This window comes from Streptomyces sp. NPDC051172 (assembly GCF_040682555.1).
Taxonomy (GTDB): Bacteria; Actinomycetota; Actinomycetes; order Streptomycetales; family Streptomycetaceae; genus Streptomyces.
In genome coordinates this window covers 49,865-63,903 of the sequence record NZ_JBFBBE010000012.1, presented here as the reverse complement: position 1 = coordinate 63,903, position 14,039 = coordinate 49,865, and the positions used below count along the sequence as shown (strand labels likewise).

13 protein-coding genes and 1 pseudogene are annotated in these 14,039 nt (G+C 70.0%); 4 read left to right on the top strand and 10 right to left on the bottom strand.

Annotated elements, in window-relative coordinates:
• The first annotated feature begins 57 nt into the window (after positions 1-57).
• Positions 58-1,032, top strand: coding sequence for a zinc-binding dehydrogenase (locus AB0N07_RS09790; protein WP_365833706.1), 975 nt, complete (start codon positions 58-60; stop codon positions 1,030-1,032).
• A 263-nt stretch (positions 1,033-1,295) separates the two neighbouring features.
• Here the strand turns inward: AB0N07_RS09790 and AB0N07_RS09785 are convergent, their stop codons facing one another.
• Positions 1,296-2,672: a PucR family transcriptional regulator gene (locus AB0N07_RS09785; protein WP_365833705.1), complete on the bottom strand. Its 1,377-nt coding sequence runs from the start codon at positions 2,670-2,672 to the stop codon at positions 1,296-1,298.
• A 105-nt stretch (positions 2,673-2,777) separates the two neighbouring features.
• On the opposite strand from AB0N07_RS09785, the gene AB0N07_RS09780 reads away from it, so the two are divergent.
• Together AB0N07_RS09780 and AB0N07_RS09775 are read left to right on the top strand one after the other, a co-directional pair.
• Positions 2,778-3,245 (top strand): nucleoside deaminase, encoded by a 468-nt coding sequence (locus tag AB0N07_RS09780; RefSeq protein WP_365833704.1) that lies wholly within the window; start codon positions 2,778-2,780, stop codon positions 3,243-3,245.
• The gene (locus tag AB0N07_RS09775; RefSeq protein WP_365833703.1) at positions 3,226-4,203 is read left to right on the top strand and encodes a 2-oxoglutarate and iron-dependent oxygenase domain-containing protein; all 978 of its coding nucleotides are present in this window, start codon (positions 3,226-3,228) and stop codon (positions 4,201-4,203) included. Before AB0N07_RS09780 ends, AB0N07_RS09775 begins: the two co-directional genes overlap by 20 nt.
• Here AB0N07_RS09775 and AB0N07_RS09770 read toward each other — a convergent pair.
• The 8 genes from AB0N07_RS09770 to hemL all read right to left on the bottom strand — a co-directional run bounded on the left by AB0N07_RS09770 (position 4,190) and on the right by hemL (position 12,403).
• Complete coding sequence (locus tag AB0N07_RS09770) at positions 4,190-4,582, bottom strand: SRPBCC domain-containing protein (protein ID WP_365833702.1); 393 nt, start codon at positions 4,580-4,582, stop codon at positions 4,190-4,192. The two genes, AB0N07_RS09775 and AB0N07_RS09770, sit on opposite strands and share 14 nt — an antisense overlap.
• 25 nt (positions 4,583-4,607) lie before the next feature.
• Positions 4,608-5,705 (bottom strand): c-type cytochrome biogenesis protein CcsB, encoded by a 1,098-nt coding sequence (gene ccsB, locus AB0N07_RS09765; RefSeq protein ID WP_365833701.1) that lies wholly within the window; start codon positions 5,703-5,705, stop codon positions 4,608-4,610.
• Positions 5,702-7,465, bottom strand: a complete 1,764-nt coding sequence (locus AB0N07_RS09760) for a cytochrome c biogenesis protein ResB (protein WP_365833700.1) — start codon at positions 7,463-7,465, stop codon at positions 5,702-5,704. The genes ccsB and AB0N07_RS09760 overlap by 4 nt, the downstream gene beginning before the upstream one ends.
• Positions 7,466-7,468: 3 nt before the next feature.
• Entirely contained in the window at positions 7,469-8,239 is a 771-nt protein-coding gene (locus AB0N07_RS09755) for a cytochrome c biogenesis protein CcdA (protein WP_344403542.1), read from the bottom strand.
• 1 nt (position 8,240) lies between these two features.
• The gene (locus tag AB0N07_RS09750) at positions 8,241-8,864 is read right to left on the bottom strand and encodes a TlpA disulfide reductase family protein (RefSeq protein WP_365833699.1); all 624 of its coding nucleotides are present in this window, start codon (positions 8,862-8,864) and stop codon (positions 8,241-8,243) included.
• A gap of 68 nt (positions 8,865-8,932) precedes the next feature.
• The gene (locus AB0N07_RS09745) at positions 8,933-10,216 is read right to left on the bottom strand and encodes a hypothetical protein (protein WP_365833698.1); all 1,284 of its coding nucleotides are present in this window, start codon (positions 10,214-10,216) and stop codon (positions 8,933-8,935) included.
• Positions 10,217-10,388: 172 nt separating this feature from the next.
• Positions 10,389-11,036: a histidine phosphatase family protein gene (locus AB0N07_RS09740; protein ID WP_365833781.1), complete on the bottom strand. Its 648-nt coding sequence runs from the start codon at positions 11,034-11,036 to the stop codon at positions 10,389-10,391.
• 38 nt (positions 11,037-11,074) lie between these two features.
• On the bottom strand, positions 11,075-12,403 hold the full coding sequence (gene hemL / locus AB0N07_RS09735) for a glutamate-1-semialdehyde 2,1-aminomutase (RefSeq protein ID WP_365833697.1): 1,329 nt from the start codon (positions 12,401-12,403) through the stop codon (positions 11,075-11,077).
• 383 nt (positions 12,404-12,786) lie between these two features.
• Here hemL and AB0N07_RS09730 point away from each other — a divergent pair, with 383 nt between their 5' ends.
• Complete coding sequence (locus tag AB0N07_RS09730) at positions 12,787-13,425, top strand: hypothetical protein (RefSeq protein WP_365833696.1); 639 nt, start codon at positions 12,787-12,789, stop codon at positions 13,423-13,425.
• 109 nt (positions 13,426-13,534) lie between these two features.
• Here AB0N07_RS09730 and AB0N07_RS09725 read toward each other — a convergent pair.
• A pseudogene (locus tag AB0N07_RS09725) lies at positions 13,535-14,034 on the bottom strand (flavoprotein); the annotation flags it as partial.
• Positions 14,035-14,039: the final 5 nt, after the last annotated feature.

Sequence of the window (14,039 nt, the reverse complement as noted above, 5' to 3'; positions counted from 1 at the left end):
TTTTCATTGAACAGTCCATGGAGCAGTCGTGGACCGAACAGTCATGGATGGTGTGGCATGCGTGCGGTGGAGTTCCAGGAGTACGGCGGACCCGAGGTCCTGAAGGTCGTGGAGGCGGAGGTCCCCGAGCCCGGTCCGGGCCAGGTGAGCCTCGACGTGGCGTACACCGGGGTGAACTTCGCCGATCTCAAGGCGCGCAGCGAGGGCTACCGGGTGCCGCAGCTGCCCTACGTGCCCGGACTGGAGGCGTCGGGGCGCATCCGCGCGCTCGGCGAGGGGGTCACGGGTCTGTCCGTCGGCCAGGAGGTGACGGCACTGACGGAGGGCGGCGCCTACGCGGATGTGGTCCTGGCGAACGCCGCGACCGTCTTCCCGGTCCCGGCCGGCGTCGACCTGCGTACGGCGGCGACCCTGCCGGCCGTGCTGCCGACGGCGTACGCCCTGCTGCACGCGGTGGGCCGGCTGCAGCCGGGCGAGACGGTGCTCGTGCAGGGCGCGGCGGGCGGCGTCGGCACGGTGGCGGGACAGCTGGCGAAGGCGGCCGGGGCGGGGGCCGTGTACGGGGTGGTGTCGAGCGCGGCCAAGGCGGCGTACGCGCGCGAGTACGGCTACGACGAGGTGTTCGTCGGCGAGTTCGCCGAGGCGGTACGGGAGGCGACCGGCGGCCGGGGCGTCGACCTCGCGCTCGATCCGGTCGGCGGCGAGACGCTTCGGGGCAGCCTGGCCTCGCTCGCGTTCTTCGGGCGCCTGGTCTCCTTCGGCAACGCGAGTGCGGCACCGGCGTGGACGGTGGGCCAGCCGGAGCTCTACCCCTGCGGGCTGTCGGTCGGCGGCTTCTCGATCCTCACGCTGGCGCAGACGGCCCCCGGGGAACTGCGCTCCCTCGCCGAGCGGGCCTTCGCGAAGGCGGTGGACGGCACGGTGTCGCTGCCGGTCACCGCCGAGTTCGGGCTGGAGGAGGCAGCAGAGGCGCACCGGCTGATGGGGACGCGGACCAGCACCGGGAAGCTGTTGCTGCGGGTGAGCGGCTGAGGGCAGCGCGCGGGCTGGACAGTTCGTCGCGAATTTCGACACGGTGGGTACGCCGACTTACCGCGCCACTGCTCGTTCCTGCGGCGGGCGGGCATCCCGGCACGTAGCCGTTCCGGGGCGAGCGATTCGTGGCCGGCAACATCCGGCTCGGCCTCGCGATGCTCAACAAGGTCGACGCGGCCGCAAGCTGTTCACCGAGGACGACACCCTGCGCACCCCGAGAACGGTCCTGTGCTCGGCCCCGTACAACGGCCCGCGCCAGGTCACCCTGCGCTGGGAACGCGCCCCGAAAAGGGCGCGGGGCTGTGTCCATATGCGGCTCCGCCGCGGGGCGCGACCAGCCCGGTCGAACCAGCAGACGACCGGCGGTCCATCACGGCACCCCCAGCGGAGCGCCCCCGCACGACCCGATGCGCACACACCGCCGCCAACAACTCCGCCAGCAGGTCCGGATCGTCGACCTCAAGCCCCAGCAGGGACTCGATCCGCTCCAGCCGCTGGTACAGCGACTGGCGGCCGATGTGCAGCAGGGCCGCGGTCCGGGTCGGGGAGCAGCCGTGCCGCAGATGGACCTCCAGGGTGCGGACCAGGTCGCTGGGGTGGGCCGCCTCCCAGGCCAGCAGCGGGCCCAGGGTGTGCTGGACCAGCCGGTCGAGGCGGTCGCGGTTGGTGTCGATGCCGCCGCGGGTCAGCTCCCGTTCCAGGGCGAGCGCACGGGCGGAGGTGACCAACGGGCCCTCGGGGGCGGGCGGTTCGGCGGCCGGCACGGTCAGCGCCAGCTCCAGCGTCGTACGGGCCGCCCGCAGCGTGTCGCTCCAGCGCAGCCAGCCGCTGCCCGCGTCGACGGCGTGCCCGACGGCGACGGTGAGGCCCGCGTCGGCTGCCGTACGGAAGGCATCCTGGACGGCACGGACCGGATCACCGGAGCGGAAGCGACCGCCGAGGCCCGCGCCGCCGTCGCCCGGCAGCGCGAGCAGTGCCAGCACATCCCCCGGGAACGGCGCCCGCAGCACGCCCGCCCCGCCCAGCAGCCGTACTGCCCGGTCCACGGCGCCCACCTCGCGCGTGCCGTGCACCGACACCCCGATGAGCCGGGCGCCCGGCCCCGGGTGGAACCCGGCGAGCGCGGACCGTGCCTCGACCTCCGGCTGGTTGAGGGCCGCGCGGTCGGCCAGGTCGGCGAGCAGGGCGGCCGTGTGGTCGCCGCCCCAGGGACGGACCACCGACCGCCCGGACAGCCCCCGGGCCACGATCGCGCGGTTCGCCGCCTCCGTGATCCGTACGAAGGGCACGACCCGGTGCAGGGCCAGCAGGGGCAGGCCCAGGCGGCGGGCCTCGTCGACCACCTCGGGCGGCATCTGCGGCAGTGAGCGGCCCACCTCCACCGCCAGCCCGGCGGCGCCCCGCGCGGCCAGCTCGCGGACGTACCGGCGGCGGACCTCCTCGTCGGCGTCCATCAGGCCGAAACCGTTCGTGAGCAGCAGTTCTCCGCCGTCGAGGAAGTTGGCGCCCTCGTACACCTCACTGGAGTGCACCCAGCGGACCGGGCGGTCCAGGGCGCCCTCGCCGGCGAGGAGGGCGGGTTCGGAGGCGCGGACGGGATCGAGGTCCAGGACTTCGCGGAGGGTGAGTGCGGCCACGGGCACCTCCAGGGACGGCGCGTGGACAGTTCGTCCGGCGGCGGGATGCCCGGAGAGTACTTTCCGCACGTTGCCCTCGTGTTTCGGCCACAGCAGAGTGAGGACATGGACCTTGAGGACCCCATGGACCAGGTGACGGCACGGGCCTGGCTCGCCACCGCCGTCGCGGAGGCGCGCACGGGGCTCGCGGAGGGCGGCATCCCGATCGGCGCCGCGCTCTACGGCGCCGACGGCACCCTGCTGGGCCGCGGCCACAACCGGCGCGTCCAGGACGACGACCCCTCGATGCACGCGGAGACGGCCGCGTTCCGCAATGCGGGACGGCAGCGCTCGTACCGCGGTACGACGATGGTCACGACCCTCTCGCCGTGCTGGTACTGCTCCGGTCTGGTCCGCCAGTTCGGCATCTCCCGGGTGGTGGTCGGCGAGGCGGCCACCTTCCACGGCGGGCACGACTGGCTGGCGGAGCACGGCGTGCGGATCGTGCTGCTGGACGACGCCGAGTGCATCGGGATGATGCGCGACTTCATCAAGAACCATCCGGCACTGTGGAATGAGGACATCGGTGAGTGACCCGCGTATTCCGACCATCGATCTGCGGCCGTGGCTCGACGGCGACGAGGACGCCCGCACCGCCATCGCCCGCACCGTCGACGAGGCCCTGCAGACCGCCGGGTTCCTGCTGGTCACCGGGCACGGCGTGGATCCGGCACTGCGGTCGGCGATCCGGGCGGCGGCCCGCGCGTTCTTCCGGCTGCCCGTCGGCGTCAAGCAGCCGTACGCGGCGAAGGTCGGCGGCCGCGGCTGGCTCGGCCCGGGCGCCGAGGCCAACGGCTACTCGGAGGGTACCGAGACCCCGCCGGACCTGAAGGAGTCGCTGACGTTCGCGACGCACGAGCCCTTCGAGGACCCGGTCGTCAACGCGGAGTGGTACGCGCCCAATGTGTGGCCGCAGGAAGTGCCGGAGCTCCGGACGCTGTGCGAGGAGTACCTGGAGCGGATGGGCGAGCTGGAGAAGCAGCTGCTGTCCCTGCTCGGCGAGGCGCTCGGCCTGGAACCGGACTTCTTCTCCCGGCACATGGACCATCCGACGTACGGCTTCAACATCAACTGGTATCCGGGCACGGAGGTCGTCGGGGAGCCGCAGCCGGGTCAGTTCCGCATCGGGCCGCACACCGACTTCGGGACGGTCACGATCCTCGACCGGCAGGCCGGCAAGGGCGGGCTGCAGGTGTACACGGACGAGGGCGGCTGGGAGGACGCGCCCTTCGACCCGGAGGCCTTCACCATCAACATCGGGGATCTGATGGCCCGTTGGACCGGTGACAGGTGGCGGTCGGGTCGGCACCGGGTGCTGCCGCCGCCCGGGGACGCGCCCGCCGAGGAGCTGATGTCGCTCGTGTACTTCGGCGAGTGCACACCGGGGACGCTGGTGGAGTCCGTGCCGGCGCCGGTGGGGCGGGTGGCGTACGAGCCGGTCGACTCGCACATCTATCTGCGGGAGAAGCTGGACTCGATCACGGTCGGCTGACCAGCTTCTCGAAGCGGGCCCGCCAGGCGGGCTCCGCCGCCTCGGCTCCCCGGTACTCGTGGGTGAAGCGGAGGGCCGTGCCCTGCTCGCCGTCCCGCTCCAGGTGGAAACGGATCCGGTCGCCGTCGTCCAGCGTGTACTCGGCGACCCGGTCCACATCCCAGGCGGTGACCCGGCCGCTGCCCAGGTCACGCAGGGCGACCGCGCCGCCGAGCCTGGGTTCGAGGACGTCGGCGGCGGTGAACCACCGGGCGAGCCCCTCGGGGGTGGCCACCGCCGGCCAGACGTCCTCCATGCGCCGTGGGACCCGCACCAGGAAGTGCAGCATGTGCGTGTTCCCGTGGCTCTGACTGGTGCCCTGTGCGATGGAACCGCTCATGACACCAGTGTCGGCCCTGCGTGGCTCAGACGCCCGCGTACGAGTGCTTGCCGGAGACGAAGATGTTGACGCCGTAGTAGTTGAACAGCCAGCAGCCGAAGGCGATCAGCGCCAGGTAGGCGGCCTTGCGGCCCTTCCAGCCGGCGGTGGCGCGGGCGTGCAGGTAGCAGGCGTAGGCGACCCAGGTGATGAACGCCCAGGTCTCCTTCGGGTCCCAGCCCCAGTAGCGGCCCCAGGCCGACTCCGCCCAGATCGCGCCCGCGATGATCGTGAACGTCCACAGCGGGAAGACGGCCGCGTTGATGCGGTACGAGAACTTGTCCAGCGAGGACGAAGAGGGCAGGCGCTCCAGGAACGAGGTGGCGAAGCGGCCGGGCGTGCCGCCGTTCTCCAGCTTGGTCTCGTACGAGTCCTTGAAGAGGTACAGCAGCGTGCCGACGGCGCCCACGTAGAAGACCGCGCCGCACAGGATGGCGGTGGAGACGTGGATGTACAGCCAGTACGAGTGGAGAGCGGGAACCAACTGGTCACTGGCGGTGTACAGGACCGTGACGGCGATGCCGAGGTCGAGGAGGACCGTGGTGATCAGGAACAGGCCGAGCCAGCGGACGTTCTTCTTCAGCGCGAGCAGCGCGAGGTACACGGTGACGGCCACCGCGGAGAACGTGATGTTGAACTCGTACATGTTGCCCCATGGCGCCCGCTCCACCGAGGCCGCGCGGGCGATCACGCCGGCGAGGTGGACGAGGTACGCGAGCACGGTGAGCGAGATGGCGATGCGCCCGTAGAGGTCGCCCTGCTCGTCCCCGCCGTGCGCCCCGGGCCCGTCGGGCACGTCCCGCGCACCGGCCGAGGCCCGTACGACGACCTTGGGCCGCTCCAGTACCGCGGTGCCGCCCGCCTTGTTCACGGTGACGGCCGGGGCCTTGGCCCCCTTCGCCTCCGTGGTGAGCGCGGCGGCCGTGCGGGCGACCCTGCTGCGGCTGCCGAAGAGCCATTCGGCGATGTACGCGAAGAAGGCCAGGGTGTAGACGGCCATCGCGGAGTAGATCAGTGTGTTGCTGATGTTCGCGAGGTGTTCGTTGGTGGCCGTGGCCAACTCGGTTCCGGCGGCGAGAGTCACTTCGTCTCAGCCCCTTCGGCAGGTACGACTTCGGTGTCGGGGGTGGTGGTGTCGTCTTGGTCCGGTGAGCCGGCGTCGGGTTCGGCGTCGGAGTCGTGGGAGTGCTCGTCGGGCTCGGGTGCGCCCGGCGCCTGGTCGTAGAGGATTCCTGCGAGGTCGCCGAGTTCCTCGGGGAGCTTGGCGGACTCGCTGCGGCCGAGGCCGGCCATCTCGACGACGGTCACACCGTCGGCGCCCTTGACGGCCCGCACCCAGACGCGGCGGCGCTGGATGAACAGGGACGCGGCGAGGCCGAAGATCGCGGTGAGGGAGCCGGCGAGCGCCCAGGAGGTGCCGGGCTGCTGGACGACCTGGAAGTTCGCCCACTGCTTGGTGGACTCGTAGGTGATCGAGCCGGCGCCGTTCGGGAGCTGCATGGTCTGGCCGGGCCTCAGGTTGTCCCTGAGCTGGGCGCCCTTGGAGTCCTTGAACTCCTTCACATGCGCCTTGTCGAGCTGGTACACGCTCTGCGGGATACCGGAGTCGACACCGAGGTCGCCGTGGTACGGCGTCAGGTTCAGCACCGGGTTGCGCAGCGCGGGGAAGGTGGAGGCCGTCTCGCTGCCCGGGGTGTAGGTCGGCAGGAGGAAGGCCGAGATGCCCAGCTGTTCGCTGACGCCCTTGGCGTTCTTGTAGCCGTCGAGGACCTTGACCACACCGGTGGAGGTGACGTTGGAGTCGAGCGGGAGGAGCGGTACGGCATCGCGGTAGACGACGTTGCCCTTGCCGTCGCGGACCGTGATGACGGGGGCGTAGCCGTGGGCGGTGAGGTAGACCTTGGCGTCGCCGATCTCCAGCGGCTCGTTGACCTTGACCAGGTCCTTCCTGCCCTTGCCGTAGGCGCCCTGGCTGTAGGTGAGGGCGGCCTGGTAGGTGCGCGGGGTGCCCTTGTTGGGGCCGCTGGCCTCGTAGGTGCCGGTGAACTTGTCCAGGTGGAAGCTGAACGGCACCAGGTCGTCGGTGGTGAAGAGGTTCCCGGACTTGAAGTCGTCGTACTGCGTGGTGGTGTTGGAGAAGCCGTCGCCCTCGACGATCAGCTTGTTGCCCTCGGACTTGAAGAGCTGGCCCCAGGCGAACGCGATCAGCATCACGATCAGCGCGATGTGGAAGGCGAGGTTGCCGACCTCCCGCAGATAGCCCTTCTCGGCGGCGACGGCGTCACCGGCGAGGTGGGCGCGGAAGCGGCGCTTCTTGAGGAGGGCGAGCGCGGCCTCGCGTACCTGCTCGGGTTCGGTCTCCGTGCGCCAGGTGGTGTAGGCGGGCAGCCGGGTCAGGCGCTTGGGGGCGCCCGGCGGGCGGCCGCGGAGCTGGCCGATGAACTGCCAGGTGCGCGGGACGATGCAGCCGATGAGGGAGACGAACAGCAGGATGTAGATCGCGGAGAACCACACCGAGCTGTAGACGTGGAAGAGGCCGAGCTTGTCGTAGACCGGCGCCAGGAAGGTGTGGGATTTGCGGAAGTCGGCGACCTTGGTCTCGTCGATGCCGGACTGCGGGATCAGCGAGCCGGGGATGGCGCCGAGGGACAGGAGCAGGAGCAGCAGCAGCGCGACCCGCATCGAGGTGAGCTGCCGCCAGAACCAGCGGGCCCAGCCGATGACGCCCATCGCGGGCAGGTTCGCCAGCTCCTCCCTGGGCGCGGTGGAGAGCTGGGAGCCGGCAGCGCCGAGGTCCGGGTCGTCGGCCCGCTCGGAGGGCGTACCGGTGGTGGCCTTGCTCATCGATCAGATCCCCACAGTGAAGCCGGCGGACCAGGACTGCATGTCCTGCACGATGCGGTCCCAGGCGCCGGTCAGCAGCAGCAGACCGGTCACGATCATCATCGTGCCGCCGATCCGCATCACCCAGACATAGTGGCGCTTGACCCAGCCGAAGGCGCCGAGCGCCTTGCGGAAGGCGACCGCGGCGAGCACGAAGGGCACGCCGAGGCCGAGGCAGTAGGCGACGGTCAGTATGGCGCCCCGGCCCGCGCTCGACTGCTGCGCGGACAGGGTCAGCACGGAGCCGAGGGTCGGGCCGATGCACGGGGTCCAGCCGATGCCGAACAGCGCACCCAGCAGCGGGGCACCGGCGAGACCTGCCACCGGCCGCTTGTGGAAGCGGAACTCCCGCTGGGTCATCCAGGGCATCAGCCCCATGAAGAAGACACCCATGAGGATCATGAGCGCGCCCAGCACCTTGGACAGGATGCCCTTGTTGTCCTGGAGCGTGTCGCCGAAGTAGCCGAACAGGGCGCCGCTGGAGACGAACACGGCGGTGAAGCCGAGGACGAAGAGGGAGGCGCCCGCGACCATCCGCCCGCGCCGGGCCTCGGCCAGGTCGGTGCCGGCGACCCCGGTGACGTAGGACAGATAGCCGGGGACGAGCGGCAGGACGCACGGGGAGAAGAAGGAGACCAGTCCGCCGAGGAGCGCGATGGGCAACGCGAGCAGCAGGGCGCCGTTGAGCACCGTGTCGTTGTAGCCCGTCGCGGCGAGCGTGGTGACTGAGGTCACGTCACTTCTCCGCGAGGACCGGGGCGATCATCTTGCGCAGCTTGTCCTCGCTGAGCGCGGCCAGCGAGCGGGCGGCGATCCTGCCCTCCCGGTCGAGGACGAGCGTGGAGGGGACCGCCTGCGGGTTGAGCGTGCCCCTCTTGAAGCGGAGCATCAGCTTGCCCGTGGGGTCGTAGAGGCTCTGGTAGGTGATGCCCTGCTGCTTCTCGAAGGCGACCGCGTTCTGGGTGCTGGTGTCGCGGGTGTTGATACCGACGAACTGGACGCCCTTGGTCTTGAGGTCCTGGTAGACCTTCTCGAAGTTGGGCGCCTCGGCACGGCAGGGGGCACACCAGGAACCCCACACGTTCAGGACGACGACCTTGCCCTTGAAGGAGGCGACGTCGAGCTGTCCCCCGTTGACGGTCCTGCCGGAGAGGTCGGGCGCCGCGGCCCGCTCCCCCTTCTTCGCGGTGGAGATGCCGTCCTTGCCCATGACGAAGTTGGTGTCACCGCCCCCGCCGGAGGTCCCTCCGGACGAGCAGGCGGACATCAGCAGCGCGGCGACCGCGGCACCGGCGGTGGTCAGGGCGGCTCGGCGACGTGCGCGGTTCGGGCGCACGGGGGCGCGGCTGGCGGCACTCATGTGAAAAGTTTCGCATGCCCGTTCCCGGGGTCGTGCGCACCCCCCTTGCGGGGGGGGAGAACCGCATTTCAGGCAGCCTGTCCGTTGGTCGAGGACGAGGAGGAGGCGGTCCCCTTGAGGAAGGTCTTCCAGCCGCCCACCGGCTGCTGACCGACGCCGAGGGTGCGCAGCTTGGCGAGGACCTCCGGCTTCTGTACGTCGATCCAGTCGGTGAACTGCCGGAAGGAGACGAGCCGGACGTCGGCGCCCTTCTCCTTCGCCAGCGCGATGTGCTTGAACGCCTGCTCCACGGCGTCCATGTATATGCCGCCGTTCCAGTGCTCGAAGTGGTTGCCTATGAAGAAGGGCGCGCGGTTGGTGAAGTACGCCCGCCTGAAGCCGGCGATGTAGGCCCCGGCCGCCTGCTCGCGCCAGGCCGGGTAGTTGTAGGCCGGCGCCTTGGTCGAGTTCTGCGACTGGTTGAACATCATGTTGTAGTCCATCGAGAGGACCTGGAACCTCTTGCCGGGGAACGGGATCGACTGCAGCGGGAAGTCCCACAGCCCGTGCTTCTTCGACGGCCACACCTGCAGGCCGCCGGGCGAGGAGGCGTCGTAGCGCCAGCCCAGCTCACGGGCGGTGGGCAGCAGGTTCTCCTGGTTGAGCAGGCAGGGCGTCCGGCCGCCGACGAGCTCCTTGTCGTAGTCGAAGGGCAGGGCCGGCAGGTCGGTGAAGCCGGTGTTGGTCTTCCAGTTCTTCACGAAGGACTTGGCCTGGTCGATCTCGCTGCGCCACTGCTGGGGCGTCCACCACTTGACGGAGGTGTGGGTCTCGCCACAGAAGTGACCGTTGAAGTGCGTGCCTATCTCGTGGCCTTCGAGCCAGGCCCGGCGCACACTGGTCAGCGTCGCCTTGACGTGCTCGTCGTTGAGGTAGCCGATGTCGGAGGCGCCGATCCTGTTGTTCGGCGGGTTGTACAGACGCTTCTTCGACTCGGGCAGCAGATACAGCCCGGAGAGGAAGAAGGTCATGGACGCCTGGTGCTGCTTGGCGAGGTCGAGGAAGCGCGGGAAGAGCCCGTTGCCGACCTCGCCGGCGCCGTCCCAGGAGAAGACCACGAACTGCGGCGGGGCCTGCCCCGGCTGCAACGGCTCGGGCTTGGCCGGCTGGTAGGGCTGCTTGCCCGTGAAGGAGGTCGAGCCGTCTCCGATGGGGCGGCCGGAAGGAGAAGGCTTGCCGGATCCGCCGCTGTTGGAACCCGAACCATGGGTCGACCCATCTGACTGCGTGAGGGTGCCGCAGCCGGAGAGTCCGACGGCGGCCGCAGCGCCCGCGCCGAGCCCGAGCATTCCCCTTCGAGTGAGAGCACTCATTCCAACCCCGATCGTCATGTCCTGTGGTGGTCACCCATTCAGAGGACATGACGAAGGGAGTGGTTCCTGACGATCACGTTGATCTGGCAACAAATGTCACGAACGTGTCATGGGATCCCAAAGGGGATTTCTCATCTCCCAACGGGGTCCCATGACTTCCCCAAAGGAGACCTCAGGCGCCGAAGGCCTTGCTCTTTCCCTTCACCGGCTTGGCGCCCGCGAGGAGATGGGCCGGGACGAGATCGCGGGCCGGCTCGCTGTAGCCGACGGACACGAGCTTGTCGCCCTGGTAGGTGAAGGACGTCAGCGAGGCCAGCGTGCACTGCCGCTTGCGCGGGTCGTGCCACAGCCGCCGCTTCTCGACGTACGACCGCACGATCCAGATCGGCAGCTGATGGCTGACGAGGACGGCCTCGTGCCCCCGCGCCCGGTCCTTGGCCGAGTCCAGCGCCTGCATCATCCGGACGACGATGTCGACGTACGGCTCGCCCCACGACGGCCTGAACGGGTTGACGAGGTGCTTCCAGTTGCCCGGCTTGCGCAGCGCGCCGTCCCCGACCCCGAAGGTCTTGCCCTGGAAGACGTTGTCGGCCTCGATGAGCCGCTCGTCGGCGGCCAGGTCCAGCCCGTGCGCCTTGGCGATCGGGGCGGCCGTCTCCTGGGCCCGCTCCAGCGGGGAGGAGCAGACGTAGGTGATGTCCCGGGGCGCCAGGTGCTCGGCGACCCGCTCGGCCATCTGCCGGCCCAGCTCGGAGAGGTGGTAGCCGGGCAGCCGCCCGTACAGGACCCCGTCCGGGTTGGCGACCTCGCCGTGCCGCATGACATGGACGACGGTGATGTCGCCGCTGGTGTTCTCGCTCACGCGGTTGCCTCCGCCGCCGCTCGGGCCGCCGCCGGAAGGGCGTCGGCGATGCGCTGCACGGCCTGATCGTCGTGGGCCGTGGACACGAACCAGGACTCGAAGGACGAGGGCGGGAGATAGACGCCCTGCGACAGCATCGAGTGGAAGAAGGCGGTGAAGCGGAAGGACTCCTGCTTCTTGGCGTCCTCGTAGTCGCGGACCTCCCGGTCCGTGAAGAAGACGGAGAACATGTTGGAGGCGTTCTGCAGCCGGTGCCCGACGCCTTCCTTGCTCAGGGCCTCGGTGACGAGCGACCGGATGGTCGCCGACACGGCGTCGACCTTGTCGTACGCCGCATCGTCGAGCAGGCGCAGCTGGGCGAGTCCGGCCGCGGTGGCGACCGGGTTCCCGGAGAGGGTGCCGGCCTGGTAGACGGGCCCGGCGGGCGCGAGATGCGCCATCACATCGGCCCGCCCGCCGAAGGCGGCGGCGGGGAACCCGCCGCCCATGACCTTCCCGAAGGTCATCAGATCGGGCTTGACCCCGTCGATCCCGAACCAGCCCGCCCGACTGGTGCGGAACCCGGTCATGACCTCGTCGGAGATGAAAAGGGCACCGTTCTTCGAGCAGGCGTCCTTGAGGCCCTGGTTGAACCCGGGCCGCGGCGGCACGACACCCATGTTCCCGGGCGAGGCCTCGGTGATCACGCAGGCGATCTCACCGGGGTGCCGGTGGAAGGCCTCGTGCACGGCCTCGAGGTCGTTGTACGGCAGCACGATGGTGTCGCCGGCCTGGGCACCGGTGACGCCGGGGGTGTCCGGCAGGGCGAAGGTGGCCACGCCGCTGCCCGCGGCGGCGAGCAGCGAGTCGACGTGACCGTGGTAACACCCGGCGAACTTGATCACCTTGGTGCGCCGGGTGAACCCGCGGGCGAGCCGGATGGCGCTCATGGTGGCCTCGGTCCCGCTGGACACCAGCCGCACCTGGTCCACGGGCTCGACGCGCGCGACGATCTCCTCCGCGAGCGCGACCTCGCCCTCACCGGGCGTACCGAAGGAAGTACCGCGCGAGACGGCGTCCTGGACGGCGGCGATGACCTCCGGGCGGGAGTGCCCGAGGATCATGGGCCCCCAGGAACACACCAGGTCGACGTAGTCCCGCCCGTCCGCATCCGTCAGATACGGACCGGTACCGGACACCATGAACCGGGGCGTACCGCCCACGGCACGGAATGCGCGCACCGGGGAGTTCACCCCACCGGGAGTGACGGCCGCGGCCCGGTCGAACAGTGCCTGCGAGGCAGGCGCTTCGTATGAATAAGGCAGTGAATCAGGCAGTTCGCTCATGACCTGCGACTTCTCCGACCTTCTCCGACTTCTCGGGCTCCGGTTGCAAGGGACCTCCTCAGGGTAGGCCAGGGTGCACGGGCGGCAGCGGGTGCTGCTGACCGGAGAGACAGCCGCCGCCCTGGACGATCTGCGAAACTGGGACCTGATACACACAGCTCATACGGTCCTGGCGTACGTATAGGTGTACGGATGGATGTACGACCGGGTGCGCGGCCAGGTGTACGACGAGGTGTACGGAGGCTTGTTCAGAGGCTGCGAAGATCCTGCGGACAGGTGTTTCAGCGCACGTTTCGGCGGGCGGCCGTGGGGGAGGTCACTGACACGATGATCGGGTTGCGCGGCGGGGGCCACGCGTCCTAGAAAAGCAGTCGGGTGGAGATATGCATCGCGGTGGCGGACTGGGCGAGGGGACTGATGACCTGGGTCCTCGACGTGCCCATCGAGGAAGGCACCGACGCGAGGCGGAGGAAGCTACCGAGACACGTCGGGGACAGGGTGCACCGAGCGAGCCCGAGCAGATCGACCGGCGGATCGACCGCCGGGGCGACGCGCTCCGGGCGGGGAGCAGGAATGGTGGTCGGGTGGGGGTGACGTACAAGTACTTCGGCGCGCCGGACGGCGCGACCGCGGCCCGTGTCCCGATCTCGATGCGCCCCGAGGAACTCGGCGGCGACGAGCTCGGCATGAACGGCATGTTCACCAAGATCAAGCCGGAGACGATGGCGGCGATGGTGCTGACGGGCATCGAAGGCGTCCCCCTCCACAAGGTCCCGCCCCTCGAACTGGTCGTCCTGCACCCCGACTACGCGGTGGTCAAGCTCCCGATGACGGTCGTCGACCCGCTGCGGGGCATAGGCGAGGAGGCGGTCGGCGCGGCTGCATTCATCTGGTCGACGGTGCCGGACCGCGGGGGCCCGCGGGATGCGTTCAACGTGTACCAACTGCTGCACGAGTGGCAGGACTTCAGCCACAGGTTGCATGAGGCGGGGCATCAGCCGTACTGCCTTGTGTGGCCCTGAGCTGGGGCTTCTGGCGGATCGGGCGGGGTCTTCGGGCCTCGCCCTTTTTGGTGCCGGAGGGGCGGTCAGGCGGCAGGGCACATTGGCCTTGCTGGGGGTGCTGATGTGCGAGGAGCTCCAACGCCTCCTCCCAGCGGTATCGGTCGGCTCCGCCGCCGGCCTTGGGTCGGTGGGGCTCGTACGAGCCGATCAGTACGTCCATCTCGCGCAGGTGCTCCAGGCTCCGGCGGTACGCGGGGTCGGCGGCCTGGGCCGAGTTCGGGTACGGCAGGACAGCGGTCGGGATGCCCATCCCGTATGCCTCGCACAGGATGCCCAAGGCGAGGGTGTCGAAGATGCCGGCAGCCCACGTGTTGACCGTGTTGAAGGTGGCCGGCGCAACCGCGATCGCGTCCGCGGGCGGCAACGGTCGTGGCTCACCGGGTGTGCGCGCCAGGCCGAGCGGATCGGGTAGCCGGTCCGGGCCTCGATCGCCTCGGTGTCGAGGAAGCCCAGCCCCTGCGGGGTGGCGACGAGCCCGACGTCCCAGTTCCGTTCCTGCCCGGCGGTGATCAGCTTGCCGGCGTCACCGGCGATGCCGGAGGCGCAGACGACGACACACACCCTCAAGGCAG